Annotated in this window: 16 protein-coding genes, 5 tRNA genes and 1 pseudogene; 1 reads left to right on the top strand and 21 read right to left on the bottom strand. The window is 43.3% G+C overall.

Annotated elements, in window-relative coordinates:
* Position 1 precedes the first annotated feature (1 nt).
* The 4 genes from HUK62_RS02765 to HUK62_RS02750 all read right to left on the bottom strand — a co-directional run bounded on the left by HUK62_RS02765 (position 2) and on the right by HUK62_RS02750 (position 3,783).
* Positions 2–346: a lysozyme inhibitor LprI family protein gene (locus HUK62_RS02765; protein ID WP_176537026.1), complete on the bottom strand. Its 345-nt coding sequence runs from the start codon at positions 344–346 to the stop codon at positions 2–4.
* Between the two features lie 159 nt (positions 347–505).
* On the bottom strand, positions 506–1,111 hold the full coding sequence (locus tag HUK62_RS02760; protein WP_176537025.1) for an OmpW family outer membrane protein: 606 nt from the start codon (positions 1,109–1,111) through the stop codon (positions 506–508).
* Positions 1,112–1,426: 315 nt separating this feature from the next.
* Positions 1,427–2,797, bottom strand: a complete 1,371-nt coding sequence (locus HUK62_RS02755; RefSeq protein WP_058868765.1) for a Na+/H+ antiporter NhaC family protein — start codon at positions 2,795–2,797, stop codon at positions 1,427–1,429.
* Between the two features lie 101 nt (positions 2,798–2,898).
* Positions 2,899–3,783: an alpha/beta fold hydrolase gene (locus HUK62_RS02750; protein ID WP_176537024.1), complete on the bottom strand. Its 885-nt coding sequence runs from the start codon at positions 3,781–3,783 to the stop codon at positions 2,899–2,901.
* A gap of 82 nt (positions 3,784–3,865) precedes the next feature.
* Here HUK62_RS02750 and HUK62_RS02745 point away from each other — a divergent pair.
* Positions 3,866–4,384, top strand: a pseudogene (locus HUK62_RS02745) (DUF4442 domain-containing protein).
* 50 nt (positions 4,385–4,434) lie between these two features.
* Here the strand turns inward: HUK62_RS02745 and HUK62_RS02740 are convergent.
* The 17 genes from HUK62_RS02740 to trpE form a co-directional block, all read right to left on the bottom strand.
* Positions 4,435–4,791 carry a DNA transfer protein p32 gene (locus tag HUK62_RS02740; RefSeq protein ID WP_176537023.1) on the bottom strand — a complete coding sequence of 119 codons (357 nt, stop codon included), beginning with the start codon at positions 4,789–4,791 and terminating at the stop codon, positions 4,435–4,437.
* 149 nt (positions 4,792–4,940) lie between these two features.
* Positions 4,941–5,480 (bottom strand): hypothetical protein, encoded by a 540-nt coding sequence (locus HUK62_RS02735; protein WP_058868761.1) that lies wholly within the window; start codon positions 5,478–5,480, stop codon positions 4,941–4,943.
* A gap of 167 nt (positions 5,481–5,647) precedes the next feature.
* Positions 5,648–9,847, bottom strand: a complete 4,200-nt coding sequence (gene rpoC, locus HUK62_RS02730; RefSeq protein WP_010325734.1) for a DNA-directed RNA polymerase subunit beta' — start codon at positions 9,845–9,847, stop codon at positions 5,648–5,650.
* 141 nt (positions 9,848–9,988) lie between these two features.
* Entirely contained in the window at positions 9,989–14,077 is a 4,089-nt protein-coding gene (rpoB, locus tag HUK62_RS02725; protein WP_062035236.1) for a DNA-directed RNA polymerase subunit beta, read from the bottom strand.
* A gap of 301 nt (positions 14,078–14,378) precedes the next feature.
* The gene (gene rplL / locus HUK62_RS02720; protein ID WP_004692767.1) at positions 14,379–14,744 is read right to left on the bottom strand and encodes a 50S ribosomal protein L7/L12; all 366 of its coding nucleotides are present in this window, start codon (positions 14,742–14,744) and stop codon (positions 14,379–14,381) included.
* A 48-nt stretch (positions 14,745–14,792) separates the two neighbouring features.
* A complete protein-coding gene (rplJ, locus tag HUK62_RS02715) occupies positions 14,793–15,299 on the bottom strand; it encodes a 50S ribosomal protein L10 (RefSeq protein WP_116758814.1) in 507 nt (168 codons plus the stop codon).
* A gap of 301 nt (positions 15,300–15,600) precedes the next feature.
* Positions 15,601–16,296, bottom strand: a complete 696-nt coding sequence (rplA, locus tag HUK62_RS02710) for a 50S ribosomal protein L1 (protein WP_010325731.1) — start codon at positions 16,294–16,296, stop codon at positions 15,601–15,603.
* A 3-nt stretch (positions 16,297–16,299) separates the two neighbouring features.
* Positions 16,300–16,728 carry a 50S ribosomal protein L11 gene (rplK, locus tag HUK62_RS02705; protein WP_004668262.1) on the bottom strand — a complete coding sequence of 143 codons (429 nt, stop codon included), beginning with the start codon at positions 16,726–16,728 and terminating at the stop codon, positions 16,300–16,302.
* A 118-nt stretch (positions 16,729–16,846) separates the two neighbouring features.
* Positions 16,847–17,380, bottom strand: coding sequence for a transcription termination/antitermination protein NusG (gene nusG / locus HUK62_RS02700; protein WP_004692772.1), 534 nt, complete (start codon positions 17,378–17,380; stop codon positions 16,847–16,849).
* 7 nt (positions 17,381–17,387) lie between these two features.
* Complete coding sequence (gene secE / locus HUK62_RS02695; protein WP_004692774.1) at positions 17,388–17,828, bottom strand: preprotein translocase subunit SecE; 441 nt, start codon at positions 17,826–17,828, stop codon at positions 17,388–17,390.
* A gap of 76 nt (positions 17,829–17,904) precedes the next feature.
* Positions 17,905–17,980, bottom strand: a tRNA-Trp gene (locus tag HUK62_RS02690).
* Between the two features lie 48 nt (positions 17,981–18,028).
* Positions 18,029–19,219 carry an elongation factor Tu gene (gene tuf, locus HUK62_RS02685; RefSeq protein ID WP_004692776.1) on the bottom strand — a complete coding sequence of 397 codons (1,191 nt, stop codon included), beginning with the start codon at positions 19,217–19,219 and terminating at the stop codon, positions 18,029–18,031.
* Between the two features lie 146 nt (positions 19,220–19,365).
* A tRNA-Thr gene (locus HUK62_RS02680) sits at positions 19,366–19,440 on the bottom strand.
* A gap of 17 nt (positions 19,441–19,457) precedes the next feature.
* A tRNA-Gly gene (locus HUK62_RS02675) sits at positions 19,458–19,533 on the bottom strand.
* Between the two features lie 41 nt (positions 19,534–19,574).
* Positions 19,575–19,658 (bottom strand) — tRNA-Tyr (locus HUK62_RS02670).
* Positions 19,659–19,712: 54 nt separating this feature from the next.
* Positions 19,713–19,788: transfer RNA gene (locus tag HUK62_RS02665), tRNA-Thr, on the bottom strand.
* A 98-nt stretch (positions 19,789–19,886) separates the two neighbouring features.
* Positions 19,887–21,380 carry an anthranilate synthase component I gene (trpE, locus tag HUK62_RS02660; protein ID WP_176537022.1) on the bottom strand — a complete coding sequence of 498 codons (1,494 nt, stop codon included), beginning with the start codon at positions 21,378–21,380 and terminating at the stop codon, positions 19,887–19,889.

Below are 21,380 nucleotides of genomic sequence, written 5' to 3'. Positions count from 1 at the left end.
TTTAAAATGGGCCCTGACGGTAAATACGATCTAGCTGTAGTTCTAACTGCTGCTGGCGCATTTTATACACATCCATAAGGCAACTTTGTGAAGCACCACAACGGTCACGAAGACTCAACCACTTCACTTGCTCATCCTGAATCATGCCACGCGTCCCCATCGGAACAAGGCGTTTTAAAATGGTATAAGTGGTGGCCATTTTCACATCGGCGTCATTAATTTGGCGATGTTCACAGATCGCGTGCTCCGTCGTCGTTTTCGCTTTATCACAATTAAAACTGGCCGCTTGAGCATGCATGCTCCACGCCAAAGCACAGACTAAACCAATCCCGAGCATAGCTTTCATTTTTATAACTCTCTTATTCTGTTTCTATCCATTCTATAGATGATTTTCTTTAAATACTGAATCATCGTGATTTATTTCAGCATTGACCACTATTCAACTTTAGTCTTTGCATAAAAAACCCCATCATTGATGAGGTTTTTAAAAAGCTACTTTTGATTATTAAAATTTGTAGCTATAACCGAGGGTATAAATCACTGGATCGATATCTAATTTAAAGTTTTCAACCACAGTTTCAACTTTTGGGTTTAAGTCCGCATAACGAACATCGACAAACACACCCCAGTTTTTCGCATCAGCAGGTTGGTAATTAAAACCAAGTTGTGCAGCGTAGCCGTAGTCGTCTTTGACTTTAACTTTAGTTCCTGCAAGTACACCTGAAGTTTCTTCATCCCAAGCAATAAATGCTGTTGCACCGACACCAATATAAGGCGTGAAACCTGTTGAGTTTTTAAAGTTATACTTTGCCGTTAAGGTAGGCGGTAAATGTTTAATTTTTACTGCTTCTGCACCATTAATGAGTACATCGTGGCTAATTGGCGTTGCTAGCAGTAACTCGGCAGAAATATTGTCATTAAAGAAATATTCAACCGATGGCGTAAACGCAAGTTCGCTATCAGCTTCAATTTTTGCATTCCCCAATGCAGCAACTGTTGTATCTTGCGTTGGTGCAATTGCAGATCCACCGACTTTGACTTGCCATTGACCTGCCATTGCAGCAGATGCAGAAAGACCCATTAATGTAATTAGAGCAATTTGCTTCAACATTTCAAACAACCTCTGTTTGTAAAATAATTAATATAAAAATTAACATTAACTCATCATAAACAAGAGTGTAATTAATATGCAATTATAATAATAATGTATTTTAAATGCTATTTTTAAGTGATTGTTTATAATTGATTTAAATATTAAATACACTGTTTTAGTTGGTTTTAAATTAATAACGAAAAATCAAAATAAATATATTTTAATTCCAACCTTTTTAATCCGAATTAACATTATAAACCCGATTATTTTAATCTGAATAAATAATAAAAAAGGCGATTTAAAATCGCCTTTTTATAATAATTGGAGGGTAAATTACAAAACCATGGCCGCAATCCAACCGAAAATCATGAGTGGAATATTAAAGTGAATAAAGGTCGGGATCACGCTGTCTTTCATGTGATCATGCTGACCATCCATGTTCAAACCCGAAGTCGGTCCCAAAGTGGAGTCAGAAGCCGGAGAACCCGCATCACCGAGTGCCGCAGCCGTACCAATAATCGCAATGGTTGCCGCTGGACTGAAACCAAACTGGATACACAAAGGCACATAAATAATTGCTAAAATTGGAATGGTAGAGAACGAAGAACCAATTCCTAAAGTAATCAGTAAGCCAATCAATAGCATCCAAAATGCAGCGAGTCCTTGGCTAGAACCAATCCATTGCACTGATGCTTCTACCAATGCTGGCACTTGATTGGTCGCAGAAATAACAGATGCAAAACCTTGTGCTGCAATCATAATGAAACCAACTAATGCCATCATTCGCATACCGCTAATAATCACATCATCTGCTTCTTTCCATTTAAAAATTCCCGCACAGCTCAAAATCGCAACACCAACCAGACCAGCTAAAATCATGGAATCTGATGCAATTTGTACCCAAAGCGTAGCCACTACAGCAATAAGCGCCATAGATAACGTAAACTTTGAAATTTCGGGCTTAGACTTCTCACCCGTGATATCAAGTTCAGAAGAAATACTTTGCTGCACTGGTTCCACATGCACTTCTTCATATACACGTTTCTTACGGTAACTAAAGAATACAGCAACCAATAAACCGACAAACATACCCGAAACAGGAATGGCCATTGCTGAAGGGATATCGGCATAATTGATTTTAAAACCGTAGGGTTGCCCAAAAGTATTAATATTTTGACCTAAGATGTCATTTAGGAAAATCGCACCAAATCCAAATGGTACCAACATATAAGTGGCAACCAAGCCAAAGGTTAGAACGCAAGCAATTAGTCGACGATCTAACTGGAGATGGTTAAACACACTTAATAAAGGAGGAATCAGGACTGGAATAAACGCAATATGCACAGGAATGACGTTTTGTGAACAAATGGCTGCTAACGCGACGGTTATAAAAATCAGATATTTAACCCGATTTTGCGCCTTTTCATTGCTCGAACCTTTCAATGTTTTAATAAGCTTATAAGCCAACAAGTCAGGTAAACCTGAGCGTGCCAAAGCCAAAGCAAATGCACCTAAAACCCCGTAAGCCAACGCAATTTTTGCGCCGCCCCCAAGCCCATTATTAAATGCTTCGAGGGTACCGTGTAGCCCTAAACCAGCCAATAAACCGCCTGTGACAGCACCAATAATTAATGCAAATACTACAGGCACACGAGCTAATGAAAGTCCAAACATGACCCCAATAGCGGCAAGAATTGCGAACATAGTGAAAAGAGTGACTTGGAAGAAAGGCGCATTTTATCAGAAAATAACCAAAAAATTCTGCCCTTACAGGTCGCTAGCGCCTTTCTCTTTCACAGATCATTTCAGCTGGCTTCAACACAACGCCAGTTTTGAACAAACCTTTTGATTTCTTTAGCAATTACCTCTGGCTGGCTCAAGATTGCCCAATGGTTGGCATTCACATTCACCCGTTGAAAATCCTCGACCCACTTCGGCATTTCATCGATTAACGCTGGACTCACAAACTGATCTTGCTCCAACACAATCGCTTGTACGGGACAAATTGCAAAGCGTTCCCGAGGTTTCGTCAGACGTGGGATAAAGTTAGCGCGGTAGAGCGCAACCCCGTGTTTACCATCGGCAGCAATGTGATGATTCAGCGGTAAGTCTGAGCGTCCTTCTAAACGCGATAAAACTTTGCCCCAATGCTCAGGACTAAAAAACTGCCATACAGTTGGTGCTAAAAAAGGCAACTGAAAGGCCGCAATGTACCAAGACTTCGTTAACTGATTAAAAAATTGAGGCTTGTGTTGTCTGAACTGTTCTCGCATCCAAAATGCGGCATGGTCTAAGCATGGGCCTGAAATAGTGGTAAATGACAACATACGCTCTCTAAATTTTGGCTCAGTCGCGGACTCCCATGACTGAATCGCTCCCCAATCATGCGCAACCAGATGAAAGCTACGCTGTGGGATCATACTATTCACCACACTTTCCAAATCTAGCGATAGCTGAGGCAAGGCATAGGCCCGTGTACGACGCGGCACACTCGACATCCCTGCACCGCGAACGTCATAAGTCACAATATAATAATCATGGATGAGGTATTGAATCACAGGCTCCCATACGTCCTGATTATCAGGATGGCCATGCACCAAGACTACGACAGGATTGTTCGCATTGCCCCATGTTTTCACATAAAGTCTTTGCTGATCTGTAGTTTGTACCCAGTAACTTTGCTGCTCCATATTCAGCTCCTTATTGTTATTGACTGTTTTTTATACTTTACTGGCAAAACGATCAATGCGAATTGATTTGATCTTCTCTAGTATGGATAGAAGTTCATCAGATACCATTGACCGAAATGAGCATTTTAAAAAACTTGTGACACAGCCAATTGTCGCGAAATACTTTCTCAATCATTTTGCTCCCTTTAAAGGTGCAGGGATTCAAATTTAAAAATTTGACCTTAAACACTACCACATTCGTGTCAAAATGCCTTTGACCCGACACAATCGGAATATAGTCGGCGTACATTTTGGCGGGAGTTTATATGCGATGGTCGACCCGTTTTATATGACCCTACTGATGCACTACTTAGGCAATAAGTATATTGTCTGGGACAAAGCAGCCTCTATCCAATTTCTGAGACCAGGGCGAGGTACGGTTTATGCCGATTTTCATCTCGATGCTCAAGAGATTCAAACTGTAAAACAGTTGACTGAAAACCATGCTCCCATACATCGTGTGTATACCCTCAGCATTTATGATGATGCAGGGCTACGTATTGCAGAGGTAGAAAAAACCTTATACATCCGCCGCAAAAAACCTAAACCCGCACAGCTATAAAAAAAGCACTTCCATGAAGTGCTTTTTTTTGAAAATTTGAACTTAAAACATTATTTACGTTCTTCAATAGCCGCACCTGCACCGCCACCGATAGCACCACCAATCGCAGCGCCGGTATTACCACCAAACACGCTTTTACCTACTGCTGAACCAATCGCACCGCCAACACCACTGTAGGTTGCATTACGGTTTGATCCACCTTGAGCTTTACTGCCCACAGCCGCACCAGCACCACCACCAATGGCTGCACCTACACCACCACCGAGACTATTCCCAGCAGCGCCACCCACTGCACCACCTAAAGCCGCTGTACCAATACGTTGCTCAGAAGCGCTCATATTTTCACAACCTGCCAACAGCATCGTCGAAAGAGCTGCCACTGCAATAATGCTCATATACTTTTTCATGAGATTTGTCCTTATTGGCTATTTCTTACAGCATAAAAGATCAGTATGAACTTAAAACCCGTGAAATGTTACGGTTACAGGTGCTATTGCTGAAAATTTGTAAGCAAGAAGCCCTCCTGAGAGGGCCTCTTACCGTATTCAACTCAAGATTATTCAGGCTCTTTCACCACAACCACATCTTTGGTGGTGGTGCCATTTTCTTGGAGCACCGCACGCGTCACACTTTCTTGACTGTTCGGGTCTTTCACTTGATCCAGTTTCAGCTCCTTACGTACAGGTTCCTGCCCTTTCTTAAACTCAACCCCTTGTGCATCAACTTGCTTACCTTCTGCAAGGACGACACCACCTTGACTCAAGGTCGATTTCACTTCAACTTTGGATGTCGGAACAATCACGCTACCTTTTTGCACAATCGGTGCAGACATTTTTTTATCTGAAAATTGGCTGGCATTTTCTTCGAGAACCACTTCACGCGCCACAATATCTTTACCACCATTTTTCACTTCAAAAATAGTCGCTTCGGTCGTCCGCACTGGGTCTTGACCCGCGACACTGCGAATAATCTGTGTTTTGACAATCGGTACAACCGCCTTATCCTCCACTGTGATGGTATTCGGCATCGGCGCTGCCATCGTTTGGCTCACAAATGCGAAGATGCTTAAGCCCAATAGTTTTGATGTCAATTTCATGTAGAACCACCTCTATTTTTTAATCGTTAATGAAGTAAGGAGATTTGTGTACTTATATTTTTACTATAGGAAAAATGTGAAATTTATAAAAGCTTAAATCCACTTCTGTAACAAAAGGACAAAAAAAGCCACCCGAAGGTGGCTTTTTCATGCATTTAAAGGGCTAATTATAGACCGTTAAACTCATCGCTAAATGCTTGGCTTAATGCTTGATCCACATCAGAGAAGTCATTTACAAGCTCATGCTCTGCAGCTTCAGCTTCTTGACGACGACGCTCTAAGTGATACGCAAGACCGGTACCTGCAGGAATCAAACGACCTACAACTACGTTCTCTTTCAAGCCACGTAAATCATCTTCTTTACCTGTTACAGCCGCTTCAGTCAACACACGAGTGGTTTCCTGGAACGATGCAGCAGAGATGAACGAGTCAGTAGAAAGCGACGCTTTGGTAATACCCATCAATTGACGTTCAAACTTCGCAGGGAACTTGTTTTGCGCAAGAACAGCTTGGTTCTCTTGCATCACGCGGATGTAATCCACTTGCTCGCCTTTGATGAAGCTTGTATCACCGCCATCAGTGATATCAACTTTACGCAACATTTGACGTACGATCACTTCAATGTGCTTGTCGTTGATTTTTACACCTTGCAGACGGTATACGTCTTGAACTTCGTTCACGATGTAGTTGGTCAGCGCAACTTCGCCTTTCAAGCGTAGGATGTCATGTGGGTTTTGTGGACCATCAGAAACAGTCTCACCACGGTTCACATGTTCGCCTTCGAACACGTTCATGGTTCGCCATTTTGGAATCAGTTCTTCGTAAATCTCAGAACCATCATCTGGAGTAATCACTAAACGGTTCTTACCTTTAGTCTCTTTACCAAAGCTTACAACACCTGAAATTTCAGCAAGAATCGCATGCTCTTTCGGTTTACGTGCTTCGAACAAGTCAGCTACACGCGGTAGACCACCGGTAATGTCACGCGTACGTGAAGTTTCTTGTGGTACACGACCAATAACGTCACCCACACCAATTGTTTCGCCATCACGGACAGAAAGAATCGTGTTTTGTGGTAGGAAGTAGAACTGCTCACCACCGTCCGTCGTATCAAGAACAACCGCAGGACGTAAATCTTTACCAGACGCAGGACGTGCAGTCACAGGTAAGATTTCAATCGTCGTCATACCCGTTGCATCATCAGTTTTAGAGGTAACAGTTACGCCATCAGCGATTTGGCTGAAACGTACTTTACCTGCAACTTCTGTTACAAGTGGGTGTGTGTGCGGATCCCAAGTCGCCACAATACCGCCAGCTTCTACAGCTTCGCCATCTTTCAACAAGATAGACGCACCGTATGGCAGTTTATAACGCTCACGCTCACGACCTAAATCATCCGCAATACCGATTTCGCCTGAACGAGAAGTCGATACCAAGTGACCTTTAGCATGTTGTACTGTTTTCACATTGTGGAAACGTACGGTACCTTTGTTACGTACTTGTACGCTGTTTGCAGCAGACGTTCGGCTTGCAGCACCACCTACGTGGAAGGTACGCATTGTTAACTGTGTACCCGGCTCACCAATCGATTGTGCAGCCATAACACCCACAGACTCACCAGGGTTCACCTGATGACCACGCGCAAGGTCACGACCATAACATTTCGCACATACGCCGAATGTAGATTCACACGCAACCACTGAACGTACTTTAACTTCATCGACACCTTGCTCTTCTAGGAAGTTTGCAAGTTTCTCATCAATCAAAGTGTTACGAGGCAGGATAACGTCGTCAGAACCTGCTTTCTTCACATCTTCAGCAACAACACGACCCAGTACTCGAGTACCTAAGTTCTCGATCACGTCACCGCCTTGAATGAACGGAGTCATTACAAGACCGCCCAAAGTACCACAGTCAGGCTCAGTAATGACCAAATCCTGCGCTACGTCTACAAGACGACGTGTCAAGTAACCAGAGTTTGCTGTTTTCAGTGCTGTATCGGCCAAACCTTTACGTGCACCGTGTGTTGAAATGAAGTACTGAAGTACGGTCAAACCTTCACGGAAGTTCGCTTTAATTGGAGTTTCAATGATCGAACCATCTGGTTTCGCCATCAAACCACGCATACCCGCTAACTGACGAATCTGAGCTGCCGAACCACGGGCACCTGAGTCAGACATCATATAGATCGAGTTGAATGATTTTTGCTTCTCATCTTCACCCTGTTTGTTTTTAACAGTGGTAAAAGACAAGTTGTCCATCATCGCTTTCGCTACTTGGTCGTTGGTACGTGCCCAAATATCGACAACTTTGTTGTAACGTTCGCCCGCAGTTACGAAACCTTGTTCGAACTGTTGCTCAATTTCACGAACTTCAACTTCTGCTTTTTCAATAATTGAGTACTTCGCAGGTGGAATCACCATGTCTTCCATACCTACCGATACGCCTGAACGTGTCGCTTGACGGAAACCTAAGTACATCAATTGGTCAGCAAAGATCACGGTATCTTTAAGACCTAATTTACGGTAGCAAGAGTTAATCAATTTAGAGATGTTTTTCTTGGTCATCTCAACGTTGATTTGTTGGAAATCCATACCTTCTGGCACAACTTCCCAAAGTAAGCAGCGACCTGGTGTGGTATCCACAACAATAGTTTGCTGTTCACGGTTACCATTTTCATCAATCACAGTCTGGTGTACACGTGCTTTTACGCGAGCGTGTAAATTTACCTGACCTGTTGCAAGTGCACGGTTAACTTCGTGAGTATCTGCAAACACCATGCCTTCACCTTTGGCATTGATCGCATCACGAGTGATGTAATACAAGCCTAAGACAACGTCCTGAGACGGTACGATGATTGGCTCACCGTTCGCTGGAGACAAGATGTTGTTGGTCGACATCATTAACGCACGCGCTTCTAACTGCGCTTCAAGCGTTAATGGTACGTGTACCGCCATTTGGTCACCGTCGAAGTCGGCGTTAAACGCAGCACAAACGAGTGGGTGAAGACGGATCGCTTTACCTTCAATCAGGATCGGTTCAAATGCTTGAAGACCCAAACGGTGAAGTGTAGGCGCACGGTTCAACATCACAGGGTGCTGACGAATCACGTGAGCAAGAACGTCCCAAACTTCTGGCGTTTCGCGCTCAACCATTTTCTTCGCAGCTTTAATGGTTGTTGCTTGGCCAGATGCTTGTAGTTTCGCGAAAATAAATGGCTTGAATAATTCAAGTGCCATTTTCTTCGGAAGACCACATTGGTGCAAACGTAAAGTAGGACCTACAGTAATTACCGAACGACCCGAATAGTCAACACGCTTACCAAGTAAGTTTTGACGGAAACGACCTTGTTTACCTTTGATCATGTCTGCCAAAGATTTAAGAGGACGCTTGTTCGAACCCGTGATTGCACGACCACGACGACCGTTGTCTAACAATGCATCGACAGACTCTTGTAACATACGTTTTTCGTTACGTACGATAATGTCTGGCGCTGCAAGGTCAAGAAGACGCTTCAAACGGTTGTTACGGTTGATCACACGACGGTAAAGGTCGTTCAAATCAGAAGTCGCGAAACGACCACCTTCAAGTGGTACTAACGGACGAAGATCTGGTGGAAGTACTGGAAGTACATTCATCACCATCCATTCTGGCTTGTTGTTTGACTCTTTAAACGCTTCCATCAACTTCAAACGCTTAGACGCTTTTTTAAGCTTCGTCTCAGACGTTGTGTTTGGAATTTCTTCACGTAAACGTGAAATTTCGTTTTCAAGATCGATGTCTTTTAACAAGTCTTGAACGGCTTCTGCACCCATTTTCGCAGTGAATTCATCACCGTGTTCTTCTAAAGCATTGAAGTATTCTTCATCGTTTAAAAGTTGGTATTTCTCAAATGGAGTCATACCTGGGTCAGTTACCACGTAAGATTCGAAATACAATACACGTTCGATATCACGTAAAGTCATGTCTAATAATAGACCGATACGGCTCGGAAGTGATTTTAAGAACCAAATATGTGCAACTGGAGAAGCCAATTCGATGTGACCCATACGCTCACGACGAACTTTCGCAGTTGTTACTTCAACGCCACATTTTTCACAAATGACGCCTTTGTATTTCATACGCTTGTATTTACCACACAAGCATTCGTAATCTTTGACTGGACCAAAAATTTTGGCACAGAATAAACCATCACGTTCTGGTTTGAACGTACGATAGTTAATGGTTTCAGGCTTTTTAACTTCACCATGAGACCATGACTTAATCATTTCTGGTGACGCAAGACCAATACGGATGCGATCAAACTCAACTGGAGCATGACCGTCTGAATCCGTCTTTTTGCGCATGATATCGAGCAAGTCTTTCAATTTTTTTCTCCGTGTGTTGTGGAGACTTTCACTACACAACTGGGTCACAAATATTGTTTTTTAACTGAGAAATCTCCCCGCTTCCCTTTCGAGGAAGCCTCTCTTTGAACAAGAGAGGTTGGGGAGATTCAATGGAGAAACTTAGTCACCATTTTTCAGTTCAATGTTGATACCTAAAGAACGGATCTCTTTGGTCAATACGTTGAACGATTCAGGCATACCTGGGTCCATATAATGGTTACCATCTACAATGTTCTTATAGATACGGGTACGACCTTCAACGTCATCCGACTTAACAGTAAGCATTTCTTGAAGCGTGTAAGCTGCGCCATATGCTTCAAGCGCCCAGACTTCCATCTCACCGAAACGCTGACCACCGAATTGTGCTTTACCACCAAGCGGCTGTTGAGTTACTAATGAGTAAGAACCAGTAGAACGCGCGTGCATCTTGTCGTCTACCAAGTGGTTCAGTTTCAACATGTACATGTAACCTACAGTTACAGGACGGTCAAACTGTTCACCTGTACGACCATCATACAATACTGTTTGACCAGTACGTGAAATGTTCGCAAGCTCTAACAAGTCTTTAATTTGAGATTCTTCAGCACCATCGAATACCGGCGTTGCAAGTGGAACACCCGCACGTAAGTTACCCGAAAGCACCAAAATTTCATCATCAGTTAAGCTATCAAGATCTTCTTGCTCGCCACCAACTTTGTTATAAATCTTGTCTAAGAATCCACGAAGCTCAAGTACAGTACGTTGCGCTTTTAACATCTTGTCGATTTCTTCGCCAAGACCTTTCGCTGCCATACCTAAGTGAGTCTCTAGAATCTGACCCACGTTCATACGTGACGGCACACCCAGTGGGTTCAATACGATGTCGACTGGAACACCATTGGCATCGTGCGGCATGTCTTCAACAGGTAAGATGTTAGAAACAACACCCTTGTTACCGTGACGACCCGCCATCTTATCACCCGGTTGAATGCGACGTTTAACAGCCAAGTAAACCTTAACAACTTTCAATACACCTGTTGTTAATTCATCACCTGTAGAAAGTTTGCGTTTTTTCTCTGCAAATTTCTCATCAATTTCGAAGCTCTTCTCTTTCAAGAACACTTGAATTTGAGTTAAACGCTCTGCAATAGCTTCATCAGTCGGTTGGATTTCAAGTAAATCAACCAACTCTAAACCAGACAATACGTCTGCAGAAAGCTTATCGCCACGCTTAGTTGTACCACCACCGTTAGACTCTTGACCTGTCAACAAACGAACAATACGTTCACGTGCTGCTTCTTCGAAGATTTTGTATTCTTCTTTCAAGTCTTTACGGTATGAATCAAGCTGAGCTTTTTCAATTGCTTGCGCACGTTCGTCTTTTTCAAGACCATCACGTGTAAACACTTGAACGTCAATGACTGTACCTTTCGTACCTGATGGAACACGTAAAGATGAGTCTTTTACGTCAGCTGCTTTTTCACCGAAGATTGCACGAAGCAATTTTTCTTCTGGTGTTAACTGCGTTTCACCTTTAGGCGTTACTTTACCTACAAGAATATCGCCAGCAGTCACTTCAGCACCAATATATACGATACCTGATTCATCAAGCTTAGACAGTGCAGCTTCACCCACATTCGGGATATCCGCTGTGATCTCTTCCGCACCCAATTTCGTATCACGTGCAACACATGATAATTCTTGAATGTGAATTGACGTTAAACGGTCTTCTTGAAGTACGCGCTCTGAAAGTAAGATCGAGTCTTCATAGTTGTAACCATTCCACGTCATGAACGCAACGCGCATGTTTTGACCGAGTGCAAGCTCACCGCCATCTGTTGATGGACCATCAGCCAATACATCGCCACGACCCACTTTATCACCAAGTTTCACAAGCACTTTTTGGTTAATACAAGTGTTTTGGTTCGAACGTGTATATTTGATCAGGTTATAGATATCTACACCTGCCTCGCCTGCAACCATTTCATCTTCGTTGACACGAATCACAACACGTGAAGCATCGACGAATTCGATGCGACCACCACGACCCGCAATCACACACACACCAGAGTCATGCGCTACATTTGCTTCCATGCCTGTACCCACAAGCGGTTTGTCAGCAATCAATGTAGGCACAGCTTGACGCTGCATGTTTGAACCCATCAATGCACGGTTGGCGTCATCGTGTTCAAGGAATGGAATGAGTGATGCAGCAACAGAAACAACCTGCTGTGCAGAAACGTCCATATGCGTCACTTTTTCAGGCGGCATACGTACGAAATCACCTTGGTGACGTACAGAAACAAATTCTTCTGTTAAGTTACCGTCTTTATCTACGCCAGAATCGGCCTGTGCAATCACAGTACCTACTTCTTCAATTGCAGATAAATACTCAACTTCATCCGTTACACGACCATCAACCACTTTACGGTATGGTGTTTCTAAGAAACCGAAATTGTTACATTTCGCATAAACAGAAAGCGAGTTGATCAAACCAATGTTTGGACCTTCCGGCGTTTCAATTGGACATACACGACCGTAGTGAGTTTGGTGTACGTCACGTACCTCAAAGCCCGCACGTTCACGTGTCAAACCACCGGGACCAAGTGCCGACACACGACGCTTGTGCGTAATCTCAGACAATGGGTTGTTTTGGTCCATGAACTGAGATAACTGGCTTGAACCAAAGAATTCTTTGATTGCAGCAGCCACTGGTTTCGCATTGATCAAATCTTGCGGAGACAAGTTATCTGTTTCAGCTTGGCTTAAACGTTCTTTAACAGCACGTTCTACACGAACTAGACCAACACGGAATTGGTTTTCAGTCATTTCGCCTACTGAACGCACGCGACGGTTACCCAAGTGATCGATATCGTCGACTTCACCTTTACCGTTACGGATTTCAACCAATGTTTTTAATACATCAGTGATATCTTCGTTCGACAAAATACCTTCAACTTCACGAGACTTCTGATCCGTACCCACTTCGTAAGGACGACCTAAACGACGGTTGAACTTCATACGACCCACTGGAGAGAGGTCATAACGTTCTGAAGAGAAGAACAAGTTGTTGAATAAGTTTTCAGCCGCTTCTTTCGTTGGTGGCTCGCCTGGACGCATTACTTTGTAGATTTCTACCAATGCTTCTTCACGACCTGTCGTGGTGTCTGCACGTAAAGTATCTGCAACGAATGAACCACGATCGATATCGTTGGTGAATAGAATGTTAAATTGTTTAACACCACCTTCAGCCAATTTCACCATAATTTCATGGCTTAACAAGGTGTTTGCTGCAATCACATCACCATCTTTAAGTGGAATGTCTTCTGCAGTAATACGCTCGTATAAGTACTCATCAGGCACAGAAAGCTTTTCTAGGCCAGCAGCTTCCATTTGACGCACATGACGCGCGTTGATACGCTTGCCTTGCTCAACAATGGTTTTGCCATCATTGTCTACGATATCAAATTGTGCCATTTCGCCACGTAAGCGTTCTGGAACAAGGTCAATCTGGTAGCTACCCATGTCTAGATATACAGGCACTTTTTCATAGAACAAGTCTAAGATTTGCGCATTGTTATAACCCAAAGCACGAAGAACCACAGTCGCAAGTAATTTACGACGACGGTCAATACGCACAAATACAAGGTCTTTTGCGTCAAATTCGAAGTCTAACCATGAACCACGGTAAGGAATAATACGCGCAGAATAAAGCACTTTACCACTAGAGTGGGTTTTGCCTTTATCATGGTCAAAGAATACGCCAGGTGAACGGTGTAATTGAGATACGATTACACGCTCAGTACCATTAATAACGAATGTCCCGTTATCGGTCATGAGTGGCATTTCACCCATGTACACTTCTTGCTCGCGCACGTCTTTAATTGATTTAGTTTCGCGATCTTTTAAGATCAAACGAATTTTTACGCGCATTGGTGCTGCATAAGTTGAGCCACGAAGAATACATTCGCGTACATCAAACTCAGGCTTACCAAGACTATACTCAACAAATTCTAAAGCAGCATTGCCAGAATAACTTTCTATAGGAAAAACTGAACGAAACGCGGCTTGCAGACCGATATCTTCGCGGTTTTTTGGTGATTTGCCATCTTGTAAAAATGTTCTGTACGAGTCGACTTGAATCGCGAGCAAGTACGGAGCATCCATAACACTAGGCAATTTACCAAAATTCTTACGGATCCGTTTCTTTTCGGTATATGAGTATGCCATCTGGAGTCCTCGGAAAGTAAACCGAGCCCGCCTGCAGAACGGGCTCAGAAGGAATTACGCAGGCCGATATGGCCACCACTTTTTACAAATGCTGCAATTTTCAGTGGTATTGAAACGCTTACCAATATTTTTAAATTTGAAAAATATTGGTAAGCGTTTGATTCTTTTCTTTATTTTAATTTGATGGATTTTCCACCAAGCAAACAAAAATCGAGCCGATTATTGTAACGCAAAAAGGCTGATGACCCAAGAGCCATCAGCCAATTTTTGGGGTGAAATTAATATTCCCCCCCTGGTAACATTACTTAATAGTAATAGTAGCACCAGTTTCTTCAAGTTTTTTCTTAAGTTCTTCAGCTTCTTCTTTAGAAACTGCTTCTTTAAGAACTGAAGGAGCACCTTCAACCATGTCTTTCGCTTCTTTCAAGCCAAGACCAGTGATTTCACGAACTGCTTTAATCACAGCTACTTTGTTCGCGCCGAAAGAAGTCAACTCAACGTTGAATTCTGATTGCTCTTCAGCAGCAGCAGCAGCAGGACCTGCAGCTACAGCTACAGCAGCAGCAGATACGTTGAATTTTTCTTCGAAAGCAGAAATAAGTTCAACAAGTTCAAGAACAGTTTTTTCAGCAACTGCGTTTAAGATTTCTTCGTTTGTTAAAGCCATGAGAGTAACTCCAAATGGGTATTGAATGATGTGTGTTTAAGTTTGAGCTTATGCAGCTTCTGACTCGTTTTTCTCTTGAAGCGCTGTAAGTAAGCGACCCAATTTCGAAATAGGAGCTTGAAGAACGCTTGCAAGCATAGTAAGCGCTTTCTCTTGGTTTGGAAGATTCGCGATAACGCTAACTTCTGCGCCTTGATAAAGTTTGCCTTCAAATGCAGCAGCTTTAAGTTCAAATGCTTTGTTAGTTTTCGCAAATTCTTCGAATAAGCGTGCCGCAGCACCCATATCATCTGCAGAAGTTGAGAAAGCTAAAATTGTTGGGCCAACAAGGTTGTCGTTCAAGATATTGAATGGAGTATCTTGAAGAGCGCGTTTAGCCAAAGTATTACGTACAACACGTGTAGCAACACCTAACTTACGAGCTTCAACACGAAGAGCAGTTAATTGCTCAACAGTTAAACCTTGGTAGTCAGCAACAACAGCAGCAAACGCAGTAGAAGCAACTTCAGTTACTTCAGCAACGATCTGTTTTTTGCCTTCGATAAGAAGAGCCATTGTAAAACCTCCTAACGGTGATTTATGTACTTACGCGAAGTACACTCCCAATTCGCAAGTTCATCACTGAACTTACACGCGGAGGATGAACAAATCACACCACCGCGTCTACTCAGGCTGGGAAATTAAGAAAGTAATCGAAATTACTCTCGCCTGAGGTCTTTGACGCTGATAAATCTACATTTACCAATTCAAAGTTTGCCTAAGTTTGCAAGTAGTCCGAAACCGGTTTCTCTTGCGTAATATTTGAAGCAGTGCTTCAAATATTACTCAGGGCTTCAAAATTCTGTCTAAGTTAAACTTAGTTAGAAACGTTGTTTACATCAACAACAAGACCTGGACCCATAGTTGAGCTCAAAGTGATCTTTTTGATGTATACACCTTTAGATGTCGCAGGCTTTAACTTTTTCAAGTCTGCAATCAAAGTTTCAACGTTTTGACGAACAGCTTCAGCAGAGAAATCTACTTGACCGATCGCAGCGTGGATAATACCCGCTTTGTCTACACGGTAACGTGCTTGACCAGCTTTTGCATTTTTAACTGCACCAGCTACGTCAGGAGTTACAGTACCCACTTTAGGGTTTGGCATTAAGCCACGTGGACCAAGAATCGTACCCAACTTACCCACAACGCGCATTGCATCAGGAGCAGCAATCACTACATCAAAGTCAAGGTTACCCGCTTGGATGCTTTCAGCAAGGTCATCAAAACCAACCACGTCCGCGCCTTCAGCTTTAGCAGCTTCAGCAGCAGCGCCTTGAGCAAACACAGCTACACGTACAGTTTTACCAGTACCTGCAGGAAGTGTAGTCGCGCCACGAACAACTTGGTCAGATTTACGAGGGTCAACACCTAGGTTTACCGCAACATCCAAAGATTCTTTGAATTTCGCAGCAGGAAGACCAGCAAGAACAGCTACGGCTTCTTCTAAAGTGTAAACTTTGTTTGCTTCAATAGCAGCAGCAATGGCTTTTTGACGTTTAGTTAACTTTGCCATGTCTTATAGCTCCACTTCCAAGCCCATAGAACGTGCAGAACCAGCGATGGTACGAACACGTGCGTCTAAATCAGCACCAGTTAAATCTGGTTCTTTAGTAGTCGCGATTTCTTCCAATTGAGCACGAGTCAACTTACCAACTTTAGTTTTGTTAGGTACAGCAGAACCCTTTTGGATACCAGCAGCTTTCTTAAGAAGAATAGATGCAGGAGGAGTTTTCATGATGAATGTGAACGACTTGTCGTTGTACACAGTGATCACGACTGGAATTGGTAAACCAACTTCAAGTTTTTGTGTCGCAGCATTGAATTCTTTACAGAATGCCATGATGTTAACACCACGTTGACCCAATGCAGGACCAATCGGTGGAGATGGATTCGCTTTACCAGCTGGAACTTGCAGCTTGATATAGCCGTCAATCTTCTTAGCCATTTCAAATTACCTCTGGGTACAAACGCCGATGAAGGCTCCCCAATTTCTAAGTAACGATACCGTTACAACAACAATGCCTGACTTATAAATAAGCCAGGCGTTTTTCAACCAGTTCTAATTAAACTGATTTTTCGACTTGGCGAAATTCCAGCTCAACCTGAGTTGGTCGATTAAATACATTAATGGTCAACGTTAAACGTGACTTTTCGTATAGAACTTCTTCCACCACACCTTTAAAGTCTGTGAATGGACCGTCAATTACGAGTAATTCTTCGCCTGGTTCAAACATCGTCTTCGGACGTGGTGCTTCACCAGTATTGCGTACACGAGCAAGAATCGCATCTGCTTCACGTTGGGTAATTGGCGCCGGTTTCTCAGCCGTACCACCAATAAAACCTAAAACTTTTGGACATTCTTTAACAATGTGCCAAGTTTCATCATTCATTTCCATTTCGACCAACACATAGCCTGGAAAGAACTTACGTTCAGATTTACGTTTCTTACCATCCTTCATTTCTACCACTTCTTCGGTAGGAACAAGGACTTCACCAAAGCTATCGGCTACAGCGCTACGCTGGATTCGATCATTAAGTGAACGCATCACTTGTTTTTCATAACCTGAATAGGCATGAATAATGTACCAACGTTTCATAGCTCTCTTACCCGATAATAAACTTCATTAACCAGCCCAAAATGTAGTCAAAACACCATAATAAAATGGATGCAACAACTACAACCGCAAGCACCTGCCAAGATGTGGTCATGGTCTCTTGCTTCGTTGGCCAAGTCACTCGACGCAGCTCAATTCGTGAATCTTTCAACAAACGAGCAAAGCCTTTGCCTTGATGGGTGGCGTATAATAAACCGAATGCCACGATGATACAAGCCAAAATTACCCCAACGCGCACCCAGATATCGTTGGCTGGTGCCCAATACGCTGGTAGGTGTTGATTCACCATGGTCGCACCAATTAATAAAATCAATGCGATAATCCATAAGACGACGTCCAGGGGAGAACCAGATTTAACTACTTCAGCAGAATTATTTCTTTGAGGGATTGCCGCGTCGCTTTGTGCGTCGCGTAATTTTTCATTCGACATTTTTGTACTCGTCGTAGGTTTCGCGACTTATTATATGACCAGTTTTGCCGACATCAAGCGTCTTTTATAAAAAAGTTGGCAGGCCAGGAGGGACTCGAACCCCCAACATTCGGTTTTGGAGACCGACGCTCTACCAATTGAACTACTGACCTGCAAAACAAATTGGAGCCGAAACCCCAATTTGTAATTTTATTTTATAATTATGCAGTTACTTTAGCAACTACACCAGCACCAACTGTACGACCACCTTCACGGATCGCAAAACGTAGACCTGGGTCCATTGCGATTGGGTGAATTAATTCTACTGACATTTCTACGTTGTCACCAGGCATAACCATTTCAACGCCATCTTGTAATTTGATCGCGCCAGTTACGTCAGTTGTACGGAAGTAGAACTGTGGACGGTAACCGTTAAGGAATGGAGTGTGACGACCACCTTCTTCTTTAGAAAGTACGTATACTTCTGCATCGAATTTAGTGTGCGGCTTGATTGCACCTGGTTTAGCAAGTACTTGACCACGTTGTACGTCTTCACGCTTAGTACCACGTAGAAGAACACCACAGTTCTCGCCCGCACGGCCTTCGTCTAGAAGTTTACGGAACATTTCTACGCCAGTAACTGTAGTTACTTGAGTATCACGGATACCAACGATTTCAACTGATTCGCCTACTTTCACAATACCAGTTTCTACACGGCCAGTTACTACTGTACCACGACCAGAAATAGAGAATACGTCTTCGATTGGCATTAAGAATGCTTGGTCGATTGCACGTACTGGCTCTGGAATGTAAGTGTCAAGCGCGTCAACAAGCGCAACAACTGCTTCTTCGCCATACTGACCAGCGTCACCGTTAAGTGCAAGAAGAGCTGAACCACGGATAACTGGAGTGTCATCACCTGGAAAGTCATAAGTAGAAAGAAGTTCACGAACTTCCATTTCTACTAATTCAAGAAGTTCTTCATCATCAACAAGGTCACACTTGTTAAGGAATACAAGAATGTAAGGTACACCAACCTGACGAGAAAGAAGGATGTGTTCACGAGTCTGTGGCATTGGACCATCAGTCGCAGCACATACAAGGATCGCGCCGTCCATCTGAGCAGCACCAGTAATCATGTTTTTAACATAATCGGCGTGGCCCGGGCAGTCTACGTGTGCGTAGTGACGAGTTGGAGAATCGTATTCTACGTGTGAAGTATTAATTGTAATACCACGTGCTTTTTCTTCTGGTGCAGAGTCAATTGCAGCGTAGTCTTTCGCTTCGCCACCGAATTTCTTCGCACATACAGTTGCAATTGCAGCTGTTAAAGTTGTTTTACCATGGTCAACGTGACCGATTGTGCCCACGTTAACGTGTGGCTTATTACGTTCAAACTTAGCCTTAGCCATGTTCATCTTCCTCGTTTACGTCGAACACAGGTATAAACAACTCAGTATCGACACATCGCCTAAAAAATCAAACACCAAATACTTGAAAAGCAGACTAATAAGCCTGCTTCTTTAAAAATTTGTAGAAATTCTACTAAACTGTAATCTGGAGCTCTTATCGAGATTTGAACTCGAGACCTCTCCCTTACCAAGGGAGTGCTCTACCACTGAGCTATAAGAGCAAATATAAAACTTCAAATGGAGCGGGAGACGAGGGTCGAACTCGCGACATGTAGCTTGGAAGGCTACCGCTCTACCAACTGAGCTACTCCCGCACGATGTTGGTACAAAGACCACTTTCTTGAAGTCTTAAAATTGGTGGTGAGGGAAGGATTCGAACCTTCGAAACTTTCGTAGCGGAGTTACAGTCCGCCCCCTTTGACCGCTCGGGAACCTCACCATTTTACACTTACTTCAGTGTCGTTCTTTACTTAACCCACTCAACTCTCTAAGATGGTGCCGGCACACGGATTCGAACTGTGGACCTACTGATTACAAGTCAGTTGCTCTACCAACTGAGCTATGCCGGCGTTTCTTAGTGTTTCGTACGTTTCGTATCGGAACGGTGTGCAGTTTAGCAAAACTCAAAATCCTTGCAAGTGTTTTTTTCAAAAAAAACGTCAAAAACTCACAAAATCAATCCGTTTGACGATAATTCAACCGCTTTGATCACTGCGCGAGCTTTTATTTGGGTTTCATTCCACTCAGATTCAGGATTTGAGTCATAAACAAGCCCCGCTCCTGCCTGAACATACACCTTATTTTCACGAATAACGCAGGTACGAATTGCAATCGACATGTCCATTTCGCCATGCCAGCCTAAATAACCAACAGCACCACCAAAAATTCCACGTTTTACGGGCTCAACTTGATCAATAATTTCCATCGCACGAATTTTTGGTGCACCTGAAAGTGTACCTGCTGGGAAAGTTGCTTTAAAAACATCCAAGGCATCTACATCATCACGAACTTCGCCTTGCACATTGGAAACAATATGCATGACATGCGAATAACGTTCGATCACCATTTGATCAGTCACTTGCACTTTGCCAATTTTCGAGACACGACCAACATCATTTCGCCCCAAGTCAATCAACATTAAATGTTCAGCAATCTCTTTTTCATCCGACAGCAAGTCTTGTTCAAGCGCCAAATCTTCTTCTTTGGTTTTACCACGCGGTCGCGTTCCTGCCAGCGGACGCACGGTTGCAATCCCATTTTCAAGGCGAGATAAAATTTCAGGGGAAGAGCCGACAATATGAAAAGGCTGATTATTTCCCAAAGTTTGCCCTTGTACCAAGAACAAATAAGGCGATGGGTTCAAATGACGTAGCGCACGATAAACTTGTAAAGGCTCACCATCAAAGTCAGAGACCATGCGATGCCCTGGCACCACCTGCATCACATCGCCTGCACGGATGTACTCTTTCACCGTTGCAATCGATTCTAAAAATTTTGCTTTGCCCGTGAGTGACTCAAAATGCGGTGCAGTATGCGGCGTGGCTTTTAAACTAATTGGCGTTGCGAGCAAATCTTCCAAAGCATCCAGTTGCTGCTGGGCTTGGTTATATGCATCCGCATCTACTACATCGGCATGCACGATCAGGAATAGCGTATCTTTTAAGTTATCAAACACAATCACTGTTTTAGACAACATCATCCAAATATCAGGCAAACCCACTGGGTCTGCTTCTGGCGCGTTGTTTAAACGCGGCTCAATGTAACGTACCGCATCATAACCAAAGTAGCCCACCAAGCCCCCTGTAAAGCTTGGCAAAGCAGGTAAATCAGCTTGAGTTGGTACTTTATACTGCGACTGAAAATCTCGAATGAATTGAAACGGATCTGTACAAGGTTGCTTTTCTATAGTGCCGTCGGCTTGTTGAATGGTCAGCTCACCCGCGTTGCATGAGAACACAGTAGATTCACCTAAACCAATAATCGAGTAGCGTGCCCAGTTCTCCCCACCTTCTACGGATTCAAACAAATAGGCTTGCTTATGCTCTTTTAGGCGCGCAAAAACTGACAATGGTGTCTCAGTATCGGCTAAGCGCTGACGATAGACTGGAATCAGGTTATACCCTGCTGTTTTGAGTTGATCGAATTGAGTTTGCGTTGTCAT

This window comes from Acinetobacter sp. NEB 394 (assembly GCF_013374795.1).
In the GTDB taxonomy this organism is placed as follows: Bacteria; Pseudomonadota; Gammaproteobacteria; order Pseudomonadales; family Moraxellaceae; genus Acinetobacter; species Acinetobacter johnsonii.
The sequence above is the reverse complement of the archived record's forward strand: the minus strand, read 5'-3'. Positions and strand labels throughout refer to the sequence as shown.

Coding starts and splice junctions, on each gene's coding strand:
- HUK62_RS02765 (WP_176537026.1), bottom strand. CDS start 346: ATGAAAGCTATGCTCGGGATTGGTTTAGTCTGTGCTTTGGCGTGGAGC.
- HUK62_RS02760 (WP_176537025.1), bottom strand. CDS start 1,111: ATGTTGAAGCAAATTGCTCTAATTACATTAATGGGTCTTTCTGCATCT.
- HUK62_RS02755 (WP_058868765.1), bottom strand. CDS start 2,797: ATGTTCGCAATTCTTGCCGCTATTGGGGTCATGTTTGGACTTTCATTA.
- HUK62_RS02750 (WP_176537024.1), bottom strand. CDS start 3,783: ATGGAGCAGCAAAGTTACTGGGTACAAACTACAGATCAGCAAAGACTT.
- HUK62_RS02740 (WP_176537023.1), bottom strand. CDS start 4,791: ATGAAAAAGTATATGAGCATTATTGCAGTGGCAGCTCTTTCGACGATG.
- HUK62_RS02735 (WP_058868761.1), bottom strand. CDS start 5,480: ATGAAATTGACATCAAAACTATTGGGCTTAAGCATCTTCGCATTTGTG.
- rpoB (WP_062035236.1), bottom strand. CDS start 14,077: ATGGCATACTCATATACCGAAAAGAAACGGATCCGTAAGAATTTTGGT.
- rplL (WP_004692767.1), bottom strand. CDS start 14,744: ATGGCTTTAACAAACGAAGAAATCTTAAACGCAGTTGCTGAAAAAACT.
- rplJ (WP_116758814.1), bottom strand. CDS start 15,299: ATGGCTCTTCTTATCGAAGGCAAAAAACAGATCGTTGCTGAAGTAACT.
- rplA (WP_010325731.1), bottom strand. CDS start 16,296: ATGGCAAAGTTAACTAAACGTCAAAAAGCCATTGCTGCTGCTATTGAA.
- rplK (WP_004668262.1), bottom strand. CDS start 16,728: ATGGCTAAGAAGATTGACGGCTATATCAAGCTGCAAGTTCCAGCTGGT.
- nusG (WP_004692772.1), bottom strand. CDS start 17,380: ATGAAACGTTGGTACATTATTCATGCCTATTCAGGTTATGAAAAACAA.
- secE (WP_004692774.1), bottom strand. CDS start 17,828: ATGTCGAATGAAAAATTACGCGACGCACAAAGCGACGCGGCAATCCCT.
- tuf (WP_004692776.1), bottom strand. CDS start 19,219: ATGGCTAAGGCTAAGTTTGAACGTAATAAGCCACACGTTAACGTGGGC.
- trpE (WP_176537022.1), bottom strand. CDS start 21,380: ATGACAACGCAAACTCAATTCGATCAACTCAAAACAGCAGGGTATAAC.